The 14,416-nt window shown below is 57.0% G+C and carries 14 protein-coding genes and 5 pseudogenes; 15 read left to right on the top strand and 4 right to left on the bottom strand.

Annotation, left to right across the window (positions count from 1 at the left end):
* From AC1DK4_RS37410 to AC1DK4_RS37350, 13 genes and pseudogenes are all read left to right on the top strand, one after another.
* The coding region (locus AC1DK4_RS37410) for a FumA C-terminus/TtdB family hydratase beta subunit (protein ID WP_477132146.1) at positions 1–546 on the top strand (546 nt) is incomplete at its 5' end.
* A 91-nt stretch (positions 547–637) separates the two neighbouring features.
* Positions 638–1,222: a TetR/AcrR family transcriptional regulator gene (locus AC1DK4_RS37405; RefSeq protein WP_441623536.1), complete on the top strand. Its 585-nt coding sequence runs from the start codon at positions 638–640 to the stop codon at positions 1,220–1,222.
* A gap of 54 nt (positions 1,223–1,276) precedes the next feature.
* Entirely contained in the window at positions 1,277–1,498 is a 222-nt protein-coding gene (locus AC1DK4_RS37400; protein ID WP_441623534.1) for a DUF2798 domain-containing protein, read from the top strand.
* 30 nt (positions 1,499–1,528) lie between these two features.
* Positions 1,529–2,485: an alpha/beta fold hydrolase gene (locus AC1DK4_RS37395; protein WP_441623532.1), complete on the top strand. Its 957-nt coding sequence runs from the start codon at positions 1,529–1,531 to the stop codon at positions 2,483–2,485.
* Positions 2,486–2,604: 119 nt separating this feature from the next.
* Positions 2,605–3,021, top strand: a complete 417-nt coding sequence (locus AC1DK4_RS37390) for an Ohr family peroxiredoxin (RefSeq protein ID WP_441623540.1) — start codon at positions 2,605–2,607, stop codon at positions 3,019–3,021.
* 133 nt (positions 3,022–3,154) lie between these two features.
* Positions 3,155–3,580 (top strand): cupin domain-containing protein, encoded by a 426-nt coding sequence (locus AC1DK4_RS37385; RefSeq protein ID WP_441623530.1) that lies wholly within the window; start codon positions 3,155–3,157, stop codon positions 3,578–3,580.
* A 13-nt stretch (positions 3,581–3,593) separates the two neighbouring features.
* Positions 3,594–4,910, top strand: coding sequence for an epoxide hydrolase family protein (locus AC1DK4_RS37380; RefSeq protein WP_441623528.1), 1,317 nt, complete (start codon positions 3,594–3,596; stop codon positions 4,908–4,910).
* A gap of 549 nt (positions 4,911–5,459) precedes the next feature.
* Positions 5,460–5,570: pseudogene (locus AC1DK4_RS37375) on the top strand (IS5/IS1182 family transposase); the annotation flags it as partial.
* A gap of 834 nt (positions 5,571–6,404) precedes the next feature.
* Positions 6,405–7,748, top strand: a complete 1,344-nt coding sequence (locus AC1DK4_RS37370; protein ID WP_441623526.1) for an MFS transporter — start codon at positions 6,405–6,407, stop codon at positions 7,746–7,748.
* 239 nt (positions 7,749–7,987) lie between these two features.
* The gene (locus AC1DK4_RS37365; RefSeq protein ID WP_477132145.1) at positions 7,988–9,082 is read left to right on the top strand and encodes an aromatic ring-hydroxylating dioxygenase subunit alpha; all 1,095 of its coding nucleotides are present in this window, start codon (positions 7,988–7,990) and stop codon (positions 9,080–9,082) included.
* A gap of 241 nt (positions 9,083–9,323) precedes the next feature.
* On the top strand, positions 9,324–9,929 hold the full coding sequence (locus AC1DK4_RS37360; RefSeq protein ID WP_477132144.1) for a ferredoxin reductase: 606 nt from the start codon (positions 9,324–9,326) through the stop codon (positions 9,927–9,929).
* Between the two features lie 65 nt (positions 9,930–9,994).
* The gene (gene fdhA, locus AC1DK4_RS37355) at positions 9,995–11,194 is read left to right on the top strand and encodes a formaldehyde dehydrogenase, glutathione-independent (protein WP_441623520.1); all 1,200 of its coding nucleotides are present in this window, start codon (positions 9,995–9,997) and stop codon (positions 11,192–11,194) included.
* Between the two features lie 160 nt (positions 11,195–11,354).
* Positions 11,355–11,585, top strand: a complete 231-nt coding sequence (locus AC1DK4_RS37350) for a DUF2798 domain-containing protein (RefSeq protein ID WP_441623518.1) — start codon at positions 11,355–11,357, stop codon at positions 11,583–11,585.
* A 308-nt stretch (positions 11,586–11,893) separates the two neighbouring features.
* Here AC1DK4_RS37350 and AC1DK4_RS37345 read toward each other — a convergent pair.
* Positions 11,894–12,052, bottom strand: a pseudogene (locus AC1DK4_RS37345) (ISKra4-like element ISBte1 family transposase); the annotation flags it as partial.
* A 4-nt stretch (positions 12,053–12,056) separates the two neighbouring features.
* Here AC1DK4_RS37345 and AC1DK4_RS37340 point away from each other — a divergent pair.
* Positions 12,057–12,275: pseudogene (locus AC1DK4_RS37340) on the top strand (Tn3 family transposase); the annotation flags it as partial.
* A 43-nt stretch (positions 12,276–12,318) separates the two neighbouring features.
* On the opposite strand, the pseudogene AC1DK4_RS37335 reads toward AC1DK4_RS37340, so the two are convergent.
* A pseudogene (locus AC1DK4_RS37335) lies at positions 12,319–12,588 on the bottom strand (TetR/AcrR family transcriptional regulator); the annotation flags it as partial.
* A gap of 6 nt (positions 12,589–12,594) precedes the next feature.
* On the opposite strand from AC1DK4_RS37335, the pseudogene AC1DK4_RS37330 reads away from it, so the two are divergent.
* A pseudogene (locus AC1DK4_RS37330) lies at positions 12,595–13,023 on the top strand (Tn3 family transposase); the annotation flags it as partial.
* Between the two features lie 285 nt (positions 13,024–13,308).
* On the opposite strand, the gene ybgF reads toward AC1DK4_RS37330, so the two are convergent.
* A complete protein-coding gene (gene ybgF, locus AC1DK4_RS37325) occupies positions 13,309–14,067 on the bottom strand; it encodes a tol-pal system protein YbgF (RefSeq protein WP_441623516.1) in 759 nt (252 codons plus the stop codon).
* A gap of 77 nt (positions 14,068–14,144) precedes the next feature.
* Positions 14,145–14,393 carry an H-NS family nucleoid-associated regulatory protein gene (locus tag AC1DK4_RS37320; RefSeq protein ID WP_441643610.1) on the bottom strand — a complete coding sequence of 83 codons (249 nt, stop codon included), beginning with the start codon at positions 14,391–14,393 and terminating at the stop codon, positions 14,145–14,147.
* Between the last annotated feature and the right edge of the window lie 23 nt (positions 14,394–14,416).

Raw genomic sequence — 14,416 nt, 5'->3', positions numbered from 1 at the left:
GAGGAAACCTGCACCTGGCTAGCCGGCGAGACCCTGCTCCTGTCGGGGCGCATGCTGACCGGACGCGATGCCGCACACCAGCGTATCGACGGGATGCTCTCGCGTGGCGAGCGCCTGCCAGTGGACTTCCGCAATCGCATGATCTATTACGTCGGGCCCGTTGATCCTGTGCGTGATGAGGTAGTGGGCCCCTGCGGCCCGACCACCTCAACACGAATGGACAAGTTCGCGGAGCGCATGCTTGCGTCCACCGGCTTGATCGGCATGATCGGCAAGGCCGAGCGCGGACCGGATGCGATCGGCGCGATCGTGAAAAACGGCTGCGTCTATCTGGCGGCGACCGGAGGCGCCGCCTATCTGATCTCCAGGGCGGTCCGGTCCTCTCGCGTCCTTGCGTTTGGCGATCTCGGCATGGAAGCCATCTACGAGTTCGATGTGGAGAACCTGCCCGTCGTCGTCGCCGTGGATGCCAGCGGCAATAGCGTCCACGAAAGCGGACCGCGCATCTGGCGCATTGCGACGGGTGCACTTTCCGCCCCATTATGACCTCCGGTAGTTCACGGGAGCTGGAGAGATCACCTCAATCGGATCCACGGGTGCCCTTGACAAAAATACCGATTGGTATATTCTTGCCTCCATGAATAAAGCTCAGCGAACCCGTCAGTTCATCGTCGAGAAGACAGCACCGCTCTTCAACGTCAAGGGCTATGCGGGTACGTCCCTGGCCGACATGGCGGAGGCCACCGGGCTGACGAAGGGGAGTGTTTACGGCAACTTTGCCAACAAGGAAGAGGTAGCACTTGCCGCTTTCGATCACAACTGGAAGCAGGCGCAGGAAGCAGTCAGGGCCATCATGGCCACGCGAGAAACCAGCAAGGAGAAGCTGCTGGCATTGACAGGCGTGTACGAAAACCTGCCTGAGGATTTCCCGGAGGGGGGATGCCCGCTGCTCAACACAGCCATTGAAGCCGACGACACTCACCCAGCCCTGCGCGAGAAGGCCATGGAGGCGTTCCGGGGCTGGAAGGCGAACCTTATCACGGTCATCAAGGCAGGGATTGCCTCGCAGGAGTTCCGGAATGGCGTCGACGCCGAGCAGACTGCCGTCACGCTGATTGCCTTGATTGAGGGCGCCATCATGATCTCTCGCCTCACCGGCAACGCCGGCTACAGCAAGGTCGTGATGTCGGCGGTGGAAAAAACCATCGTCGACCTGGCGTGATTTTTTCGACCAAAAATATACCATTCGGTATTTTATCTGCCAGGGGAAGTAACCATGCGCGTCGAACTGAAACGGAAAGTCGTATTCGCCCTGTCGATGGGAATTGTGACGACCGGGATCATTTCCTTCGTCCTCCTTGCTCTCAATCTCGGCTTCTCAGAAGGATTTGCCCTGACGTGGCTGCGTTCCTGGGGCATCGGCTATGTGATCGTCATTCCTACCATCCTCCTGTTCGGTCCGCGTCTGCAAACGCAGGTCGATCGCTTGATTTACTAAGCCGACAGGCCCGCATCGAGGATCACTGACATGTCCAAGCCATTCCCACAGCGGATGCTTACCTTCGTGCTCGTTCTTGGCGCTTTGATTGCGTCGGGATGCGCCCACGATTCCCACAGGCAGGTACAGAAAGCCGAGATCGGATTCATCGATATCGACAAGGACATCTCGCTAAGAAGGATGGTCGTGCACAACTCTGGCCCGAAAGGAACCGTTCTTTTCCTGCATGGATTCCCGGAGACCCTGTACGCCTGGAAGGACATTGCCCTGGCTCTTGGCGACGACTACGAAGTACACGCCATCGATTGGCCCGGCTACGGTTTATCGTCGCGACCGACGGCCGACAAGTTTTCCTATGCACCGAGAGACTATGCCCGTCTCCTGAAGGCTTACATCCGCAAGGCAGGCATCGACACGTCAAAACTCACAATCTACGCAACGGATATCGGAGCCTTGCCGGCCCTTCTGCTGGCGCTCGAAGAACCGGACATTGCCAGGACGATTATCGTGGGCGACTTCGCCCCGTTCGACAGACCTCAATACATGTATGAGAGCCTGCAGATCCTGAAGTCGCAACCTTCCGCCGAGCGGGCTCGTGTTCAGTTGAATGCAAATCGCGAGGATGTTCTCCAGAACGCCTACAGGCGCGGCTTGCCCAGAGAAGTGCAGTTCGACTTATCCGACGAACTCAAGGACGACATGTCGCGCGGATGGGGCCACGGGGAGATCACCTCAGCGGACGCTTTCTACTACTACTACTCACACTTCACGCGGGACCAGGAGTATTTCGAGTCAAACCTGGTCCGGCTCAAGACGCCCGTGAAGGTGGTTTGGGGTGAAAAAGACATCTACATCAAGAAAGAAATGGGCATCGAGTTCGCCGGGAAGGCCCATGCACCGTTCAGCCTTCTTCACGGGATTGGGCACTACCCGCATCTGCAGGACCCGCAGCAAACCGTAGAAGAAATTCGCGCCTCATTCCGGTGAGCCCGCATCGCGAGCGGGCCCGCGCAGCCGCCCTCATTCCGCGTGGCACGTAGGCGCCGCCCCTGACGACGCTGAACTCCGCGTGGCAAACAACCCTTAACCTGGAACATCCCGAGATGATCAATCAAATCGACAAAGTGATTTACACCGGCAAGACCCGCACTATCGGCGGTCGCAACGGCAATTCCCGCAGTTCCGACGACCGTCTGGTCGTCGACCTTTCAGGACCCGGCAGCGACGGCAGCGGTACCAATCCGGAGCAGCTTCTGGGCGCCGGTTGGTCGGCTTGCTTCCTAGGTGCAATCGCCAAAGCGGCACGGGCGGCCAAGGTCGCGCTTCCGGCCGACGCGGCCGTTGAGGCTGAAGTGGATCTCGGCCTGACCGGAGACGCCTACTTTCTGGCGGCGCGGCTCAACGTCAGCCTGCCGGGCCTTGACCGCCAGGTCGCCCAGTCTGTCGCAAATACCGCACACCAGCTCTGCCCATACTCCAAGGCCACGCGCGGGAATATTGATGTCGAAATCAGAATCGTCTGAGGACGGTCGAATTCCGCACGACACATAAGATAAGAAACCCTCTCCTGTTTCGCGCGCATTGGTCGATTCTCGCCGATGCGTGCCACGGACCTTCCCGTGAATCCCATCCGTCGTTCATCACGGAAACCTGCCAATGAAAATGACCCGACTCTTCGCCTCGGCCCTGCTTATCGCTATCAGTGGCTTCCTTTTACCAACGGCTCAAGCGCAAACGCCTGGAGTCCACCGCACCGATCTCGTCCAGCGCGACCTCAGCGTGCCCGATCGTGAGGGCGTACAGGTACGCGTTGACTTTGACCCCGGCGCATTCGCACCAAAACATTCGCACCCTGGGGAAGAACTCGCCTATGTTCTGCAAGGTACGCTGGAATACCAACTCGACGACAAGCCGCCTGTCACACTGAAGGCCGGCGACGCGCTGTTCATTCCGGCCGGGAGTGCCCATTCGGCGCGGAATGTCGGCAGCGGCAAGGCCTCCGAACTGGCAACTTACATCGTCAAAAAGAGCGCGCCTCTGGTAGTGCCGGCCAAACCACCTGGATCAGCCGCAGCGCATTAAAGGAGGCATTCCCATGAACACGCAAGGATCCAGTCAAGCTCCCAATCTGTCGCGCCGAACACTTCTATTAGGCGGCGTGGCGGCGGCAACGCTCTCCACGCTTTACCCAACCCTGGTTACCGCTGCGCAGGCAGAATCCGGRCATAGCGTGGCGTCAGATGCGATCCGCCCATTCCGCGCGCACGTCCCGCAAGTGGCCCTCATCGATCTGCGCCGCCGCCTAGCCGCTATGCGCTGGCCCGATCACGAAACAATCGGCGATCGATCCCAGGGCGTGCAGCTTGAAAAACTTCAGCCGCTCATGCGTTATTGGGCAACGAGCTATGACTGGCGAAAGGCCGAGGCAAAACTCAATGCCTGGCCTCAGTTCCTGACAAGCATCGATGGCCTGGACATTCATTTCATCCATGTCCGCTCGCGCCATGAGAATGCGCTGCCGCTCATCATGACACACGGCTGGCCAGGATCGGTGTTCGAGTTGCTCAACGTCATTGGTCCGCTGACGGATCCCACAGCGCACGGTGGCAGCGCGGGCGATGCGTTCCACCTTGTGATTCCGTCGATTCCCGGCTTCGGCTTTTCACAGAAGCCCACGGACACCGGCTGGAATCCAGGCCGCATCGCACGAATTTGGGACGTTCTGCTGAAGCGGCTCGGATACGCGCACTACGTTTCGCAGGGAGGCGACTGGGGCGCAATCATCTCCGACGCTCTTGGCCGTCTGGCACCTGAAGGGCTGCTTGGCGTCCACGTCAACCGCATCGAGCGCGCCACGACGTTGCCACCGGCGATCGCTATGGCGCTAAAAAGCGGGGACCCTGCGCCGGCAAGCCTGACCTCCGAAGAAAGGCAGGTGTTCGACGAGACGAGGGATTTCCTCAACAAGGGATTCGGTTACGCGGCCATCATGCAAACGCGACCGCAAACCATCGGCTATGGCCTAGCCGATTCGCCGGCGGGGCTGGCAGCGTGGATCTATGACAAGCAGGCCGACTGGGTATTCTCGCGTGGCGATCCGGAACGGGCACTAGGCCGTGACGCGATCCTTGACAACATATCCCTCTACTGGCTCACAAATACGGGTGCATCGAGCGGACGGATATACTGGGAAACCAGTGTCGCCCCGGCAAACAATGCCCCCATCACCGTTCCAGTGGCAGTAACCGTTTTCCCTGGGGAGGTCTACCGGCCGCCGAAGCAGTGGCTGGCACGAGCGTATCCAAACCTGATCTACTACAACCGCGTCGACAAAGGCGGTCACTTTGCGGCATGGGAAGAGCCTGAGCTGTTCAGTGCAGAACTAAGATCTGCGTTTCGATCGTTGCGCTGAGCGGAAGATACTGCGCAGGAGCGGTCTCGGCACACGGTTCACGGTGCCAAAGCGAGCGATCAATGCCCGCTCGAGCGCTGCCTCGACGGCCATAGGCTCGCCGCTCTCCCCCTGCGCAGGCTATTTGCCGGACAACTCAGCGACCTGGCGGCACGCCGTTCGCGCCTGCGTTGATTCTCTATTCTCAGCTTCACCGCGCGCACCGCGTCTTTGGCGTTGACCCGCAAGATGCCGGCCTCAGAATACAACGCAAGCGACTTGCCGTAGCGTTCGGCATAGGTATCAGCGGCAAAATGGGCCCGCGTCAACTCGGACTGCACGAACACCAATGGCTTTGGACAGTCCCGTCGCTCCCGTTGCGAGCCTCAATCCATCAGAAAGGGAAATATTCAACAAGGTCGAAATCCTTTACAAGATGGGCACTCACCGAAATTTGTCGGCGGCGTGCAATGAAGCTCTGGTCCGCTGCTATGTCAGGCGCTGTGCCAATCGTCCGACATCAGTGAGCAAGCGAGTCGCGCAGCAATCCCGCCGCTTGGAAGCTGCTGCAAAGTCAGCTACCGCGGCCTGAAGAAGTATGCCGGCCGTTCCTTCACGGCGCTAGCGCTGGTCAATCGTTACCTGAGTCGAGGGCATCTGATGGGAGCAGTCCGCCCGTAAAGGGCGAAAGGGGCGCCTCGCCAGCACACCCCAGCGAGGGTACGTGATGGCGAATTCTCTTCACGGTGCCACTTTCCGCTCGAACACGCTCCTGATCAGTCTACGTGACTCGGTTCACCCACCTTATTCAGAGTAGCCCCAGCATGCGAACCCCACTTGCGGTTGCGATAGACAAAGAGTAGGTCGGCGTTCATTGCGCAGACAAATGTGATGAACACTATTTGCGGCGCGCACCGCTATATCGCGTCGCTTTCGCGTGCCCACTTTCCCCATCGAAATTGGCTTGTAGCTGGATCATTCGATTTCCGAATCACGGTCTTTTCCTTCGCGATATTGCGACGCGGCCGCGCTTCGTCGATTGTGGAGGTCCATACCAATCGCAGAGTGTGGCCAGCTATCGGGCGTGAGCAGGCCGGGTTGTCGGCCAACGCAGGGCTAATCCGCTCGTCCACAACATTCAGGAAAAAAACGATGGCCGCAGTCACCACATCTTTGTGTAACGGTCGACGACGCCGAATACGGCTTCAGATTAGGAAACCGGAAGTGATGACAGGTTCCCAATCCGAGGCCACTTTCGGCGCCTATAACCACACAATGACCCTTCACTACGCTATGGCACGGAACGAGTAGCTACGGGCTTGACCACAAAAGATCGCCAGCATTGCAGCAGCCAGCCGCAATCGCATATGCGAAGTCGCCCGTTCGTATCGTCTATATGTGCTGAGTCTCCTCCTCTGAGAAGACGAGGGAACGTCAATAAGAGCTGCTGCCGCACTTGCTAAGTGCAAATCAGCCAGATCAGCTGGCAATATTAACCTTCAGGAGGATAGCGGAGTGAGTACAGATATTCGGAAGATAATCGATGAGTCGCCCATGAGCACGCTTCAGACAGTGGCCGTCATCGCGTGCATCATCTTGAACATGCTCGACGGATTTGACGTACTGGCGATGGCGTTTACTGCGCCCCAACTCGCCGCCGGGTGGGGACTGAGTGGCAAGGAGCTTGGCTTGCTTCTCAGCGCGGGACTGGTCGGCATAGGCGTCGGATCAGTCTTGATCGCTCCGATTGGCGATCGGATCGGCCGCCGCAAGGTCATCCTGTGTTGTCTGTGCATCATCGGGAGCGGGATGCTTGTGAGCTCGGTCACGCAAAGCGTCCTGCAGCTTGCCGCAGCGCGCGCTTACACGGGGCTTGGAATTGGAGGCATGGTGGCCAGCATCGTGGTAATTGGTGGGGAATACGCGTCGAACAGATGGCGCAGCGCTTCAATTAGTTTTCAGTCCACCGGTTATGCCGTGGGGGCTACCGTAGGCGGTGTCATTGCCGCTTACCTGATGTCGATCTGGGGATGGCGCAGCGTCTTCGCGTTCGGCGGCGTAGCTACGCTTCTGGCCATCCCAATGGTGCTCGCCGTGCTACCCGAGTCTCTCGACTACCTCCTCACCAAGCGTCCTGCCCACGCGCTTCGAACAATCAATCGGACACTTGTCAGAATGAAGCGCTCCCCGATTGACACGCTTCCCGAGCTGACCAACGTGACTGAGGCCGCTAAGCCATTCGATGGTGGTGCCGCGCTCATGAGGGCACCGCTGCTTCATCGGACGCTGGCATTGTGGGCCGCTTTCTTCTTTGTCCTGGGAAGTTTTTACTTCGTCGCCAGTTGGACGCCAAAGCTGCTAGTGCAAGCCGGCATGTCAGCCGAACAAGGCGTTACCGGTGGCGTGTTGCTCAATCTTGGGGGCATTGCAGGATCAGTGCTATTTAGTTTGCTATCCGCCAGATTTAGCTTGCGTCCTCTTCTCATCGCCAGCCTGGTAGCCGGTGGCGCGTTTATGTTCGCCTTCGGCACCCACACCACCTCTCTCAACGTGGTGATGGCAGTCAGCATTCTGCTTGGCGCCGTGCTCACCGCATCCGTAGCAGGCATGTATGCCTTGTCGTTGACAATCTATCCGACCGGAATCCGGACGACTGGCGTCGGTCTCGCGGCAGGTGCCGGCCGAATTGGAGCGGTACTTTCACCTCTTGCAGTGGGCGCGTTGTTGGACGGAGGATGGTCCGTTGCCAACCTATACATCGCTTTCGTTCTGCCCATGGCCGGTGCCGCAATAGCAGTCGCCATCGCTCACGCAAGTGTTCCGGACTCCCGTAACCGACGTGAACCGGCAGTGTCATAGCTGATGTACCAGGGCGCGGCAATATTCCAAAGATTCCCGGATATTTAAACATGCAGAAATAGCAATTCATTTTTTGGCTATTTTCAAAAGATTGAGAACCCGGCGTTTCGCCTTGCGCTCGATATTTGTTATTTAGAACGGTCGTGACCGTCATTTATATCGGAAAATTGTCGCCATTAAGACGCGTGGCGACAATCAAAAAATCGGACGATAATCAACATTATCTACAGGAGACGCGAATGAATTCACCGTCAAATACACCCAATTTTCCCATGAATGCGTGGTATGCGGCGGCATACGATGTGGACGTCAAGCGCACACTTCTGGCGCGCACTATCTGTAATAAAAAAGTGGTCCTGTATCGACAAACCGACGGCACCCCAGTGGCACTGGAAGACGCCTGCTGGCACCGTCTGCTTCCACTGTCGAGGGGCCGCCTCGAAGGCGATACAGTAGTTTGTGGTTATCATGGGCTGGTATTTAACGCCAGCGGCCGATGCATTGAAATGCCATCGCAGGAAACACTGAACCCCTCGGCCTGCGTCAGATCCTATCCAGTGGTGGAAAAACATCGCCTGATCTGGCTCTGGCTCGGCGATGCATCGAAGGCCGATCCGGCGACGATTCCCGATTTTCACTGGAATGACGATCCTGCTTGGGCCGGCGACGGCGAGACCATTCACGCCAAGTGCGATTACCGTCTGGTAGTTGATAACCTGATGGATTTGACGCACGAGACTTTCGTTCACGTCACTAGCCTGCATCAGAGCGAACAAGCCGAATCCCCATTCGAGGTGACTTACGACGATAAATTCGTCACCGTATCGCGCTGGATGCACAATGTCGATGCGCCGCCGTTTTGGGCCGTGCAATTGCGCAAACATAACGGCTGGACCGGCAAGGTCGATCGCTGGCAGATTATCCGCTTCGAAGCACCTTGTACGGTCACGATCGATGTTGGCGTCGCGCCCGTAGGAACAGGTGCACGCGAAGGCGATCGCTCGCAGGGCGTTAATGGTTATGTACTGAATACGWTCACGCCGGAAACAGATACCACGTCGCATTACATTTGGGCTTTCTGCCGCAATTATCGTATTAGCGAACAAAGCATCACGCAGCAATTCCGTCAGGGCGTGCGTAGCGTGTTCCGCGAAGATGAGATTATCGTCGAGGCGCAGCAACAAGCGATTTTGGACCACCCGGAGCGCGAATTTTACAATCTAAATATCGATGCCGGAGCATTATGGGCGCGGCGATTCATAGATCGGATGATTCAAGCTGAAAATAGCACCACGCTTCCTTCTGACGTTATTCCGATTCGCGTAGCGAACTAAGGCGACGCACGCGTTAGATGAATTAATTCCGTGAATTAGAAAAAATCAACCCGTAAAAATTTAAATCATGAAATTTCGAGACGACTGGGCAATAGTCTCTATTGAACGCATTGAGAACGTCAGCCCGAGCATTCGAATGATAGAAATTGCTGCTGGCAACCATTTCAACATCTGGACGCCTGGTTCTCATTTGAGAGTAAGGGTGAAAGTGGAGTAGCGAACCGAAATTCGGACCTACTCGTTGATCGATATTGGCGATAACAAAAAAATATATCGCATCGCGGTTAAGCTAATGGAAGAAGGGTTGGGTGGCTCGCGCTACATGTGGGGCCTGAAAGTCGGCGATGCGCTCGAAATATCGCAGCCACATAATCATTTCGAGTTGAGCCGCTATGCGCCCTCTTATACGCTGGTCGCCGGCGGTGTCGGGATCACACCGTTGATCAGCATGGCATATGCCTTGAGAAATAGTGATAAGCCCGTACGGCTATTCTACGGCGTACGAAACCATACGGAAGCGGCGCTGGTGAACCTGCTACGAAGTTGGCTGGGCGACCGCCTGGAATTATCCGTGGCCGAGGAAACAGGACCACTCGATTTGAAGAAAATTGTCGACAGCGTGACGGGTGATGGTGAACTGTACATCTGCGGGCCGATCGCCATGCTTGAGACAGTCGGCCGAATTTGGAAAGAAAGCGGAAAATCGATGGGTGCGTTGCGCTACGAAACATTCGCCTCCAGCGGACATTATCCGACTCGCCCGTTCACCGTCGTACTTCCGCGGTTCGGCAAGACAATTGAGGTTGCCGCGCACCAGACGTTACTCGCAGCACGTATAATTGCATAATGCGGTGATTATTTAATATTTCGTCTATTCTTAATATTTAAATAAATATAAAAAAGGATAATTTCATGGTGGAAAACCGCGGTGTTGCATTCATCAAGCAGGGCGTAGTCGAAGTTAAAGGTATTCCATTTCCAAAGTTGGTTGATCCACGCGGCCGCCCCATCGGACACGGCGTCATTCTCAAAACACTTTCGACCAACATCTGTGGCTCGGACCAGCACATGGTGCGCGGTCGCACCACCGCACCGGCTGGCCTCATTCTCGGCCATGAAATCACCGGTGAAGTGATCGAAATGGGCCGCGATGTCGAAACCCTTAAGGTGGGCGATATCGTGTCGGTACCGTTCAATGTGGCTTGCGGTCGCTGTCGTACCTGTAAGGAGCAGGATACCGGCGTGTGCTTGACAGTAAATCCTTCCCGCGCCGGCGGAGCCTATGGCTATGTCGATATGGGCGGATGGGTCGGCGGTCAGGCTGAATATGTGATGGTGCCCTATGCAGACTTCAATCTGCTGAAATTTCCGAACAGGGAGGTGGCGCTGGAAAAAATCCGTGATTTGACGTGTTTGTCGGATATTTTACCGACGGGATTTCACGGCGCCGTGACGGCTGGTGTTCGGCCTGGAAGCACGGTGTATGTTGCGGGCGCGGGGCCGGTCGGGCTTGCCGCAGCGGCATCGGCGCAGTTGCTTGGCGCTGCTGTAGTCATCGTCGGAGATGTAAACCCAGCCCGATTGGTGCATGCGCGTAAAGTAGGATTTCAGACGGTCGACTTGTCGCAGGATGTGCTGTTGGTAGATCAGATCGCACAGATACTTGGTACATCTGAGGTTGACTCCGCAATCGATGCGGTAGGTTTTGAAGCACGCGGTCACGGGCATGAAGGTGCGCAACACGAAGCGCCGGCTACCGTGCTCAACTCTTTAATGGAAGTGACGCGCGCTGCCGGCAAGATCGGCATTCCCGGCTTATATGTTACAGATGATCCTGGTGCTGCCGATACGGCAGCCAAGAAGGGTTCTTTATCGATTCGTTTGGGTCTCGGTTGGGCGAAATCGCACAGTTTTTTTACGGGCCAAACACCGGTCATGAAATATAACCGCGCATTGATGCAAGCAATTCTTTGGGATCGCATCAAGATTGCCGATATTGTTGGCGTGCAATTGATTTCGTTGGACGATGCGCCAAAGGCGTATGCTGAGTTCGACGCGGGGGCACCGAAGAAATTCGTTATTGATCCGCATCGGCAGTTGAAGGCCAATTGATTGCTGTCATCATCCGAATTATGCCATTAATTATTCACAACATGCTACCTACAGAAATCGAAATAAGTTAAATGAAGCTTACCTGAAGGAAGCTCGGATATTACGTTAAGTATCCGGGCTTTTTTTGAAAATAGCTTGAACCGTCGCATTATTCAATACAATGTCAAGAGCTGCAAAACGCCACGGTCACTTTATCTACGGAATCGTCCAATCTTGCCTGACGACCGGTATTACCGCCTGCATTGCAAGTTTTCCGTTTTGGGAAACCGGGAATTTCATGATGCACTGGGCTAGATTGTGGCTGCTGTCCTGGGCTGCGATGTTGCCCGTGGTGGTGTTTGCTGCGCCGTTCATTCGAAGAATAACGGATCGTCTGACCGGTATTACCTAATACCGGCCTGTCCCTAAAACTACGTTGCGGTATCGTGTGCTCAACATCTATTAAGTAAATACATTACGGATAAGTTTCTTCGTCGGACGCCAGAGCAGCAATGATTCGAGCCTTACAGATTCGCTCCGCCACTACTGCGGACGGACCTGCCCACGATTACCACGGGGTACTACACGAATGTGGCCTGATGGACAACGCATCATTGCTTCCAGATATGTTCCATGTTGCGGTGATGGATGGCCGCATTGTCGCTTTGTGCTGGAGGGGAGAGGCACACTGAAGTAGCGGTGGCCTGTTCAGTGGCGGTTCTGCCGTTTGACGAACCGCTTGCTGACCACCTGGTTGACGGCTGACTCGACAAAACCTGAGGCAATGGGCTCGCCATGTCGATAGCGGTCACCGTAGTTCACGATGAAGTGCCGGTTGTTGTCCAAGTAGACAATGAACTCCTCGAGCTTGCCAAGGAGTTAGGTCGCCAACATGGTCATCCTCCACAACGTTCAGTGGATGTCGCGCAAGCTCAAGGATTTGCAGGAACGCGGGCACCCGGTGAACGCCGAAATGCTCAAGGCCCTGTCGCCGTACCGCCGCGAGCATATCAACCGGTTCGGAGATTACCTGCTCGACTTGCAGCGGCGCGTACCGCCACTCGATCCATCAATCGATTTCGCATTCAAATCAGCAGCTTAGCGGAGATGCGGCGGATTTTTTGCGAATCCCGGCCAAGCCTCGACTACCTCCAACGCGTCGACGACTTCGGCCCTGTACCGGCGCGAATCCCCGCCGCGATGAAAGTCACCAGGTACTCGGACTTCCGTCGCACGTCGCCTGCCTTGACCTCGCCACCGGAGATACGCTCGATGCGGCTGTCGAACACGCTCATTACCAGCGCCCCCACGGCAAACAGATAGGCCCAGTGCGCATAGCTGGCTCCGTTGCCTGGCAGGGCATTGCGGATCGTCCTGACGAATTCCATGGCAAAGGGGTCGAAGTAGTCGGCCAGGTAATCGCTTCCGCGGATGGAACGAAGTGGAACCTCTATGAGCAGAATCTGCTGTCGGAGTATCACATCCGCTATGGCGGATACGGCGGAATTGGCTACTATCATGTCTCCGACATGTATATCGCGCTCTTCAGCAACTTCATTCCGTGCGGCGTGCATGAGGCGGTGTACATCCTGGACGGGCTCATCAGAAATGGCTCTGAGATCCAGCCGGATACCATTCACGGCGACACCCAGGCGCAGAGCGGCCCAGTGTTTGGTCTGTCCTATCTGCTGGGCATCAACCTGATGCCGCGCATGCGCAATATCAAAGATCTGGTGCTATACAAAGCGGATCGGTGTCGCAGATATGAACATATCGAGCGCTTGTGCCGCCAGTCCATCGACTGGGACCTGATCCATCGACACTACCCCGACATGATGCGGGTTCGCCTGGGCGAAGGCGCAGGGGGTCGCGCAGCACCACGATGACCCCATCGTGGGCGTGCAAATGACGGTTAATGTGCTGTCCGACAGCGTGATCGCGGCCGTTACCGGCGGATTGCCCATCACGCGCATCTAAGCCGGTCGCCGGGGCGGAAGTCCCGGCGTACAGGTTTTCCGGAAATTGTCGCCATAGTGATAAGAAGTGCTATTTCCTGCAGACCAAGGGCGACCGCCACTACCAGGGCACCACCTTCCGGGCGCCGGCCTCAACGGCCGGCGCGAACTGACCCGCACTTACTTCAGCGTCTTCAACCGGTTGCTCGCCGCACGCGCGCCTTCGGTACCTGGATACTTGGCCACCACCTGTTCCAGAGTCTTGCGCGCGGCATCCTTCTGGCCGGACTCGAGCTGACTATTGGCCACCGCGATCATGGCGTCCGGCACCTTGGGATGCGTCGGGTTGGCATGGATCATTTTCTGCAGCACCCAGGTGGACCCCTTGTAGTCGCGCTGCGCGTAGAGCGAGTTGCCGAGCCAGTACTGCGCCAGCGGCAGGTACGGGCTCTGCGGATACTTCTTGATAAACGACGAGAACGAATTCCCGGCGCTCTTGAAATCGCCCGTCTGGAAATGCTTGAGCGCGGCGTCGTATTCGGGCTTCTCGCCCGGCTGCGACGTGCCTTGGTGGTCTTCGACCGAAGCGTGCTGCGGCTCGAACTTCTTCAGGCGCGCATCCAGGTCGGCGTAATAGTCTTTCTGCTGCTTCTGCAGCGTCGCCACCGTGTTCTGCAGCACTTCGTTCTGGCCGCGTAGTCGCGCGACTTCCTGGCGTAGGCCTTCGAGCTGGTTCTGCAGGTCGAGTGTGGTGCGGCTGTTCTGCTCAATGCGCTGGGTAGCCGTYGCCTGGAAACTGTTGAACTGGTCGCGCAGGTTGATGACCGTTTTGCGCGCCTGCTCATCGTCGAACACGCCGGCGTGTGCCTGCGTGGGTGGCAGCATACCGCCGCTCGCCATGGCGGCGAGCCACAACAGGGTAAAAACGCGTACTTTCATAAATGGGTCGTCGTGGGTTGTGTCGGTTAGCCCTGGTCACATCGCCGTTGGACAGCGGGCCGAATGCATCGGCGCCCCTATCCAACCCGGAAAAACTCAACGCTCTGCCCCGCATTGACCGCGCGCTTGAGCCACGAGGGCATCTCGCCCTGCCCGTCCCAGTTGAGCCCTTCCGCGTTGCGATAGCAAACCACCGGCGCCGGTGGTGCGGGCGGTGGCGGCGCGAAGCACCCCGCCGCGTCGAGCTCTTCGAGGGTGAGCCCGTAGTCGTCCATCTGCGTCTGGATCCAGCGGATCGCGTCAGCCCGCTCAGTCTTTGCTGTCATCGCTGCCGTCACTGCTGTCGTTG

The sequence above is a fragment of the Cupriavidus sp. 05N38 genome, from assembly GCF_056397345.1.
Note: the sequence above shows the minus strand (reverse complement) of the source record. Positions and strands in the feature narration are given on the sequence as shown.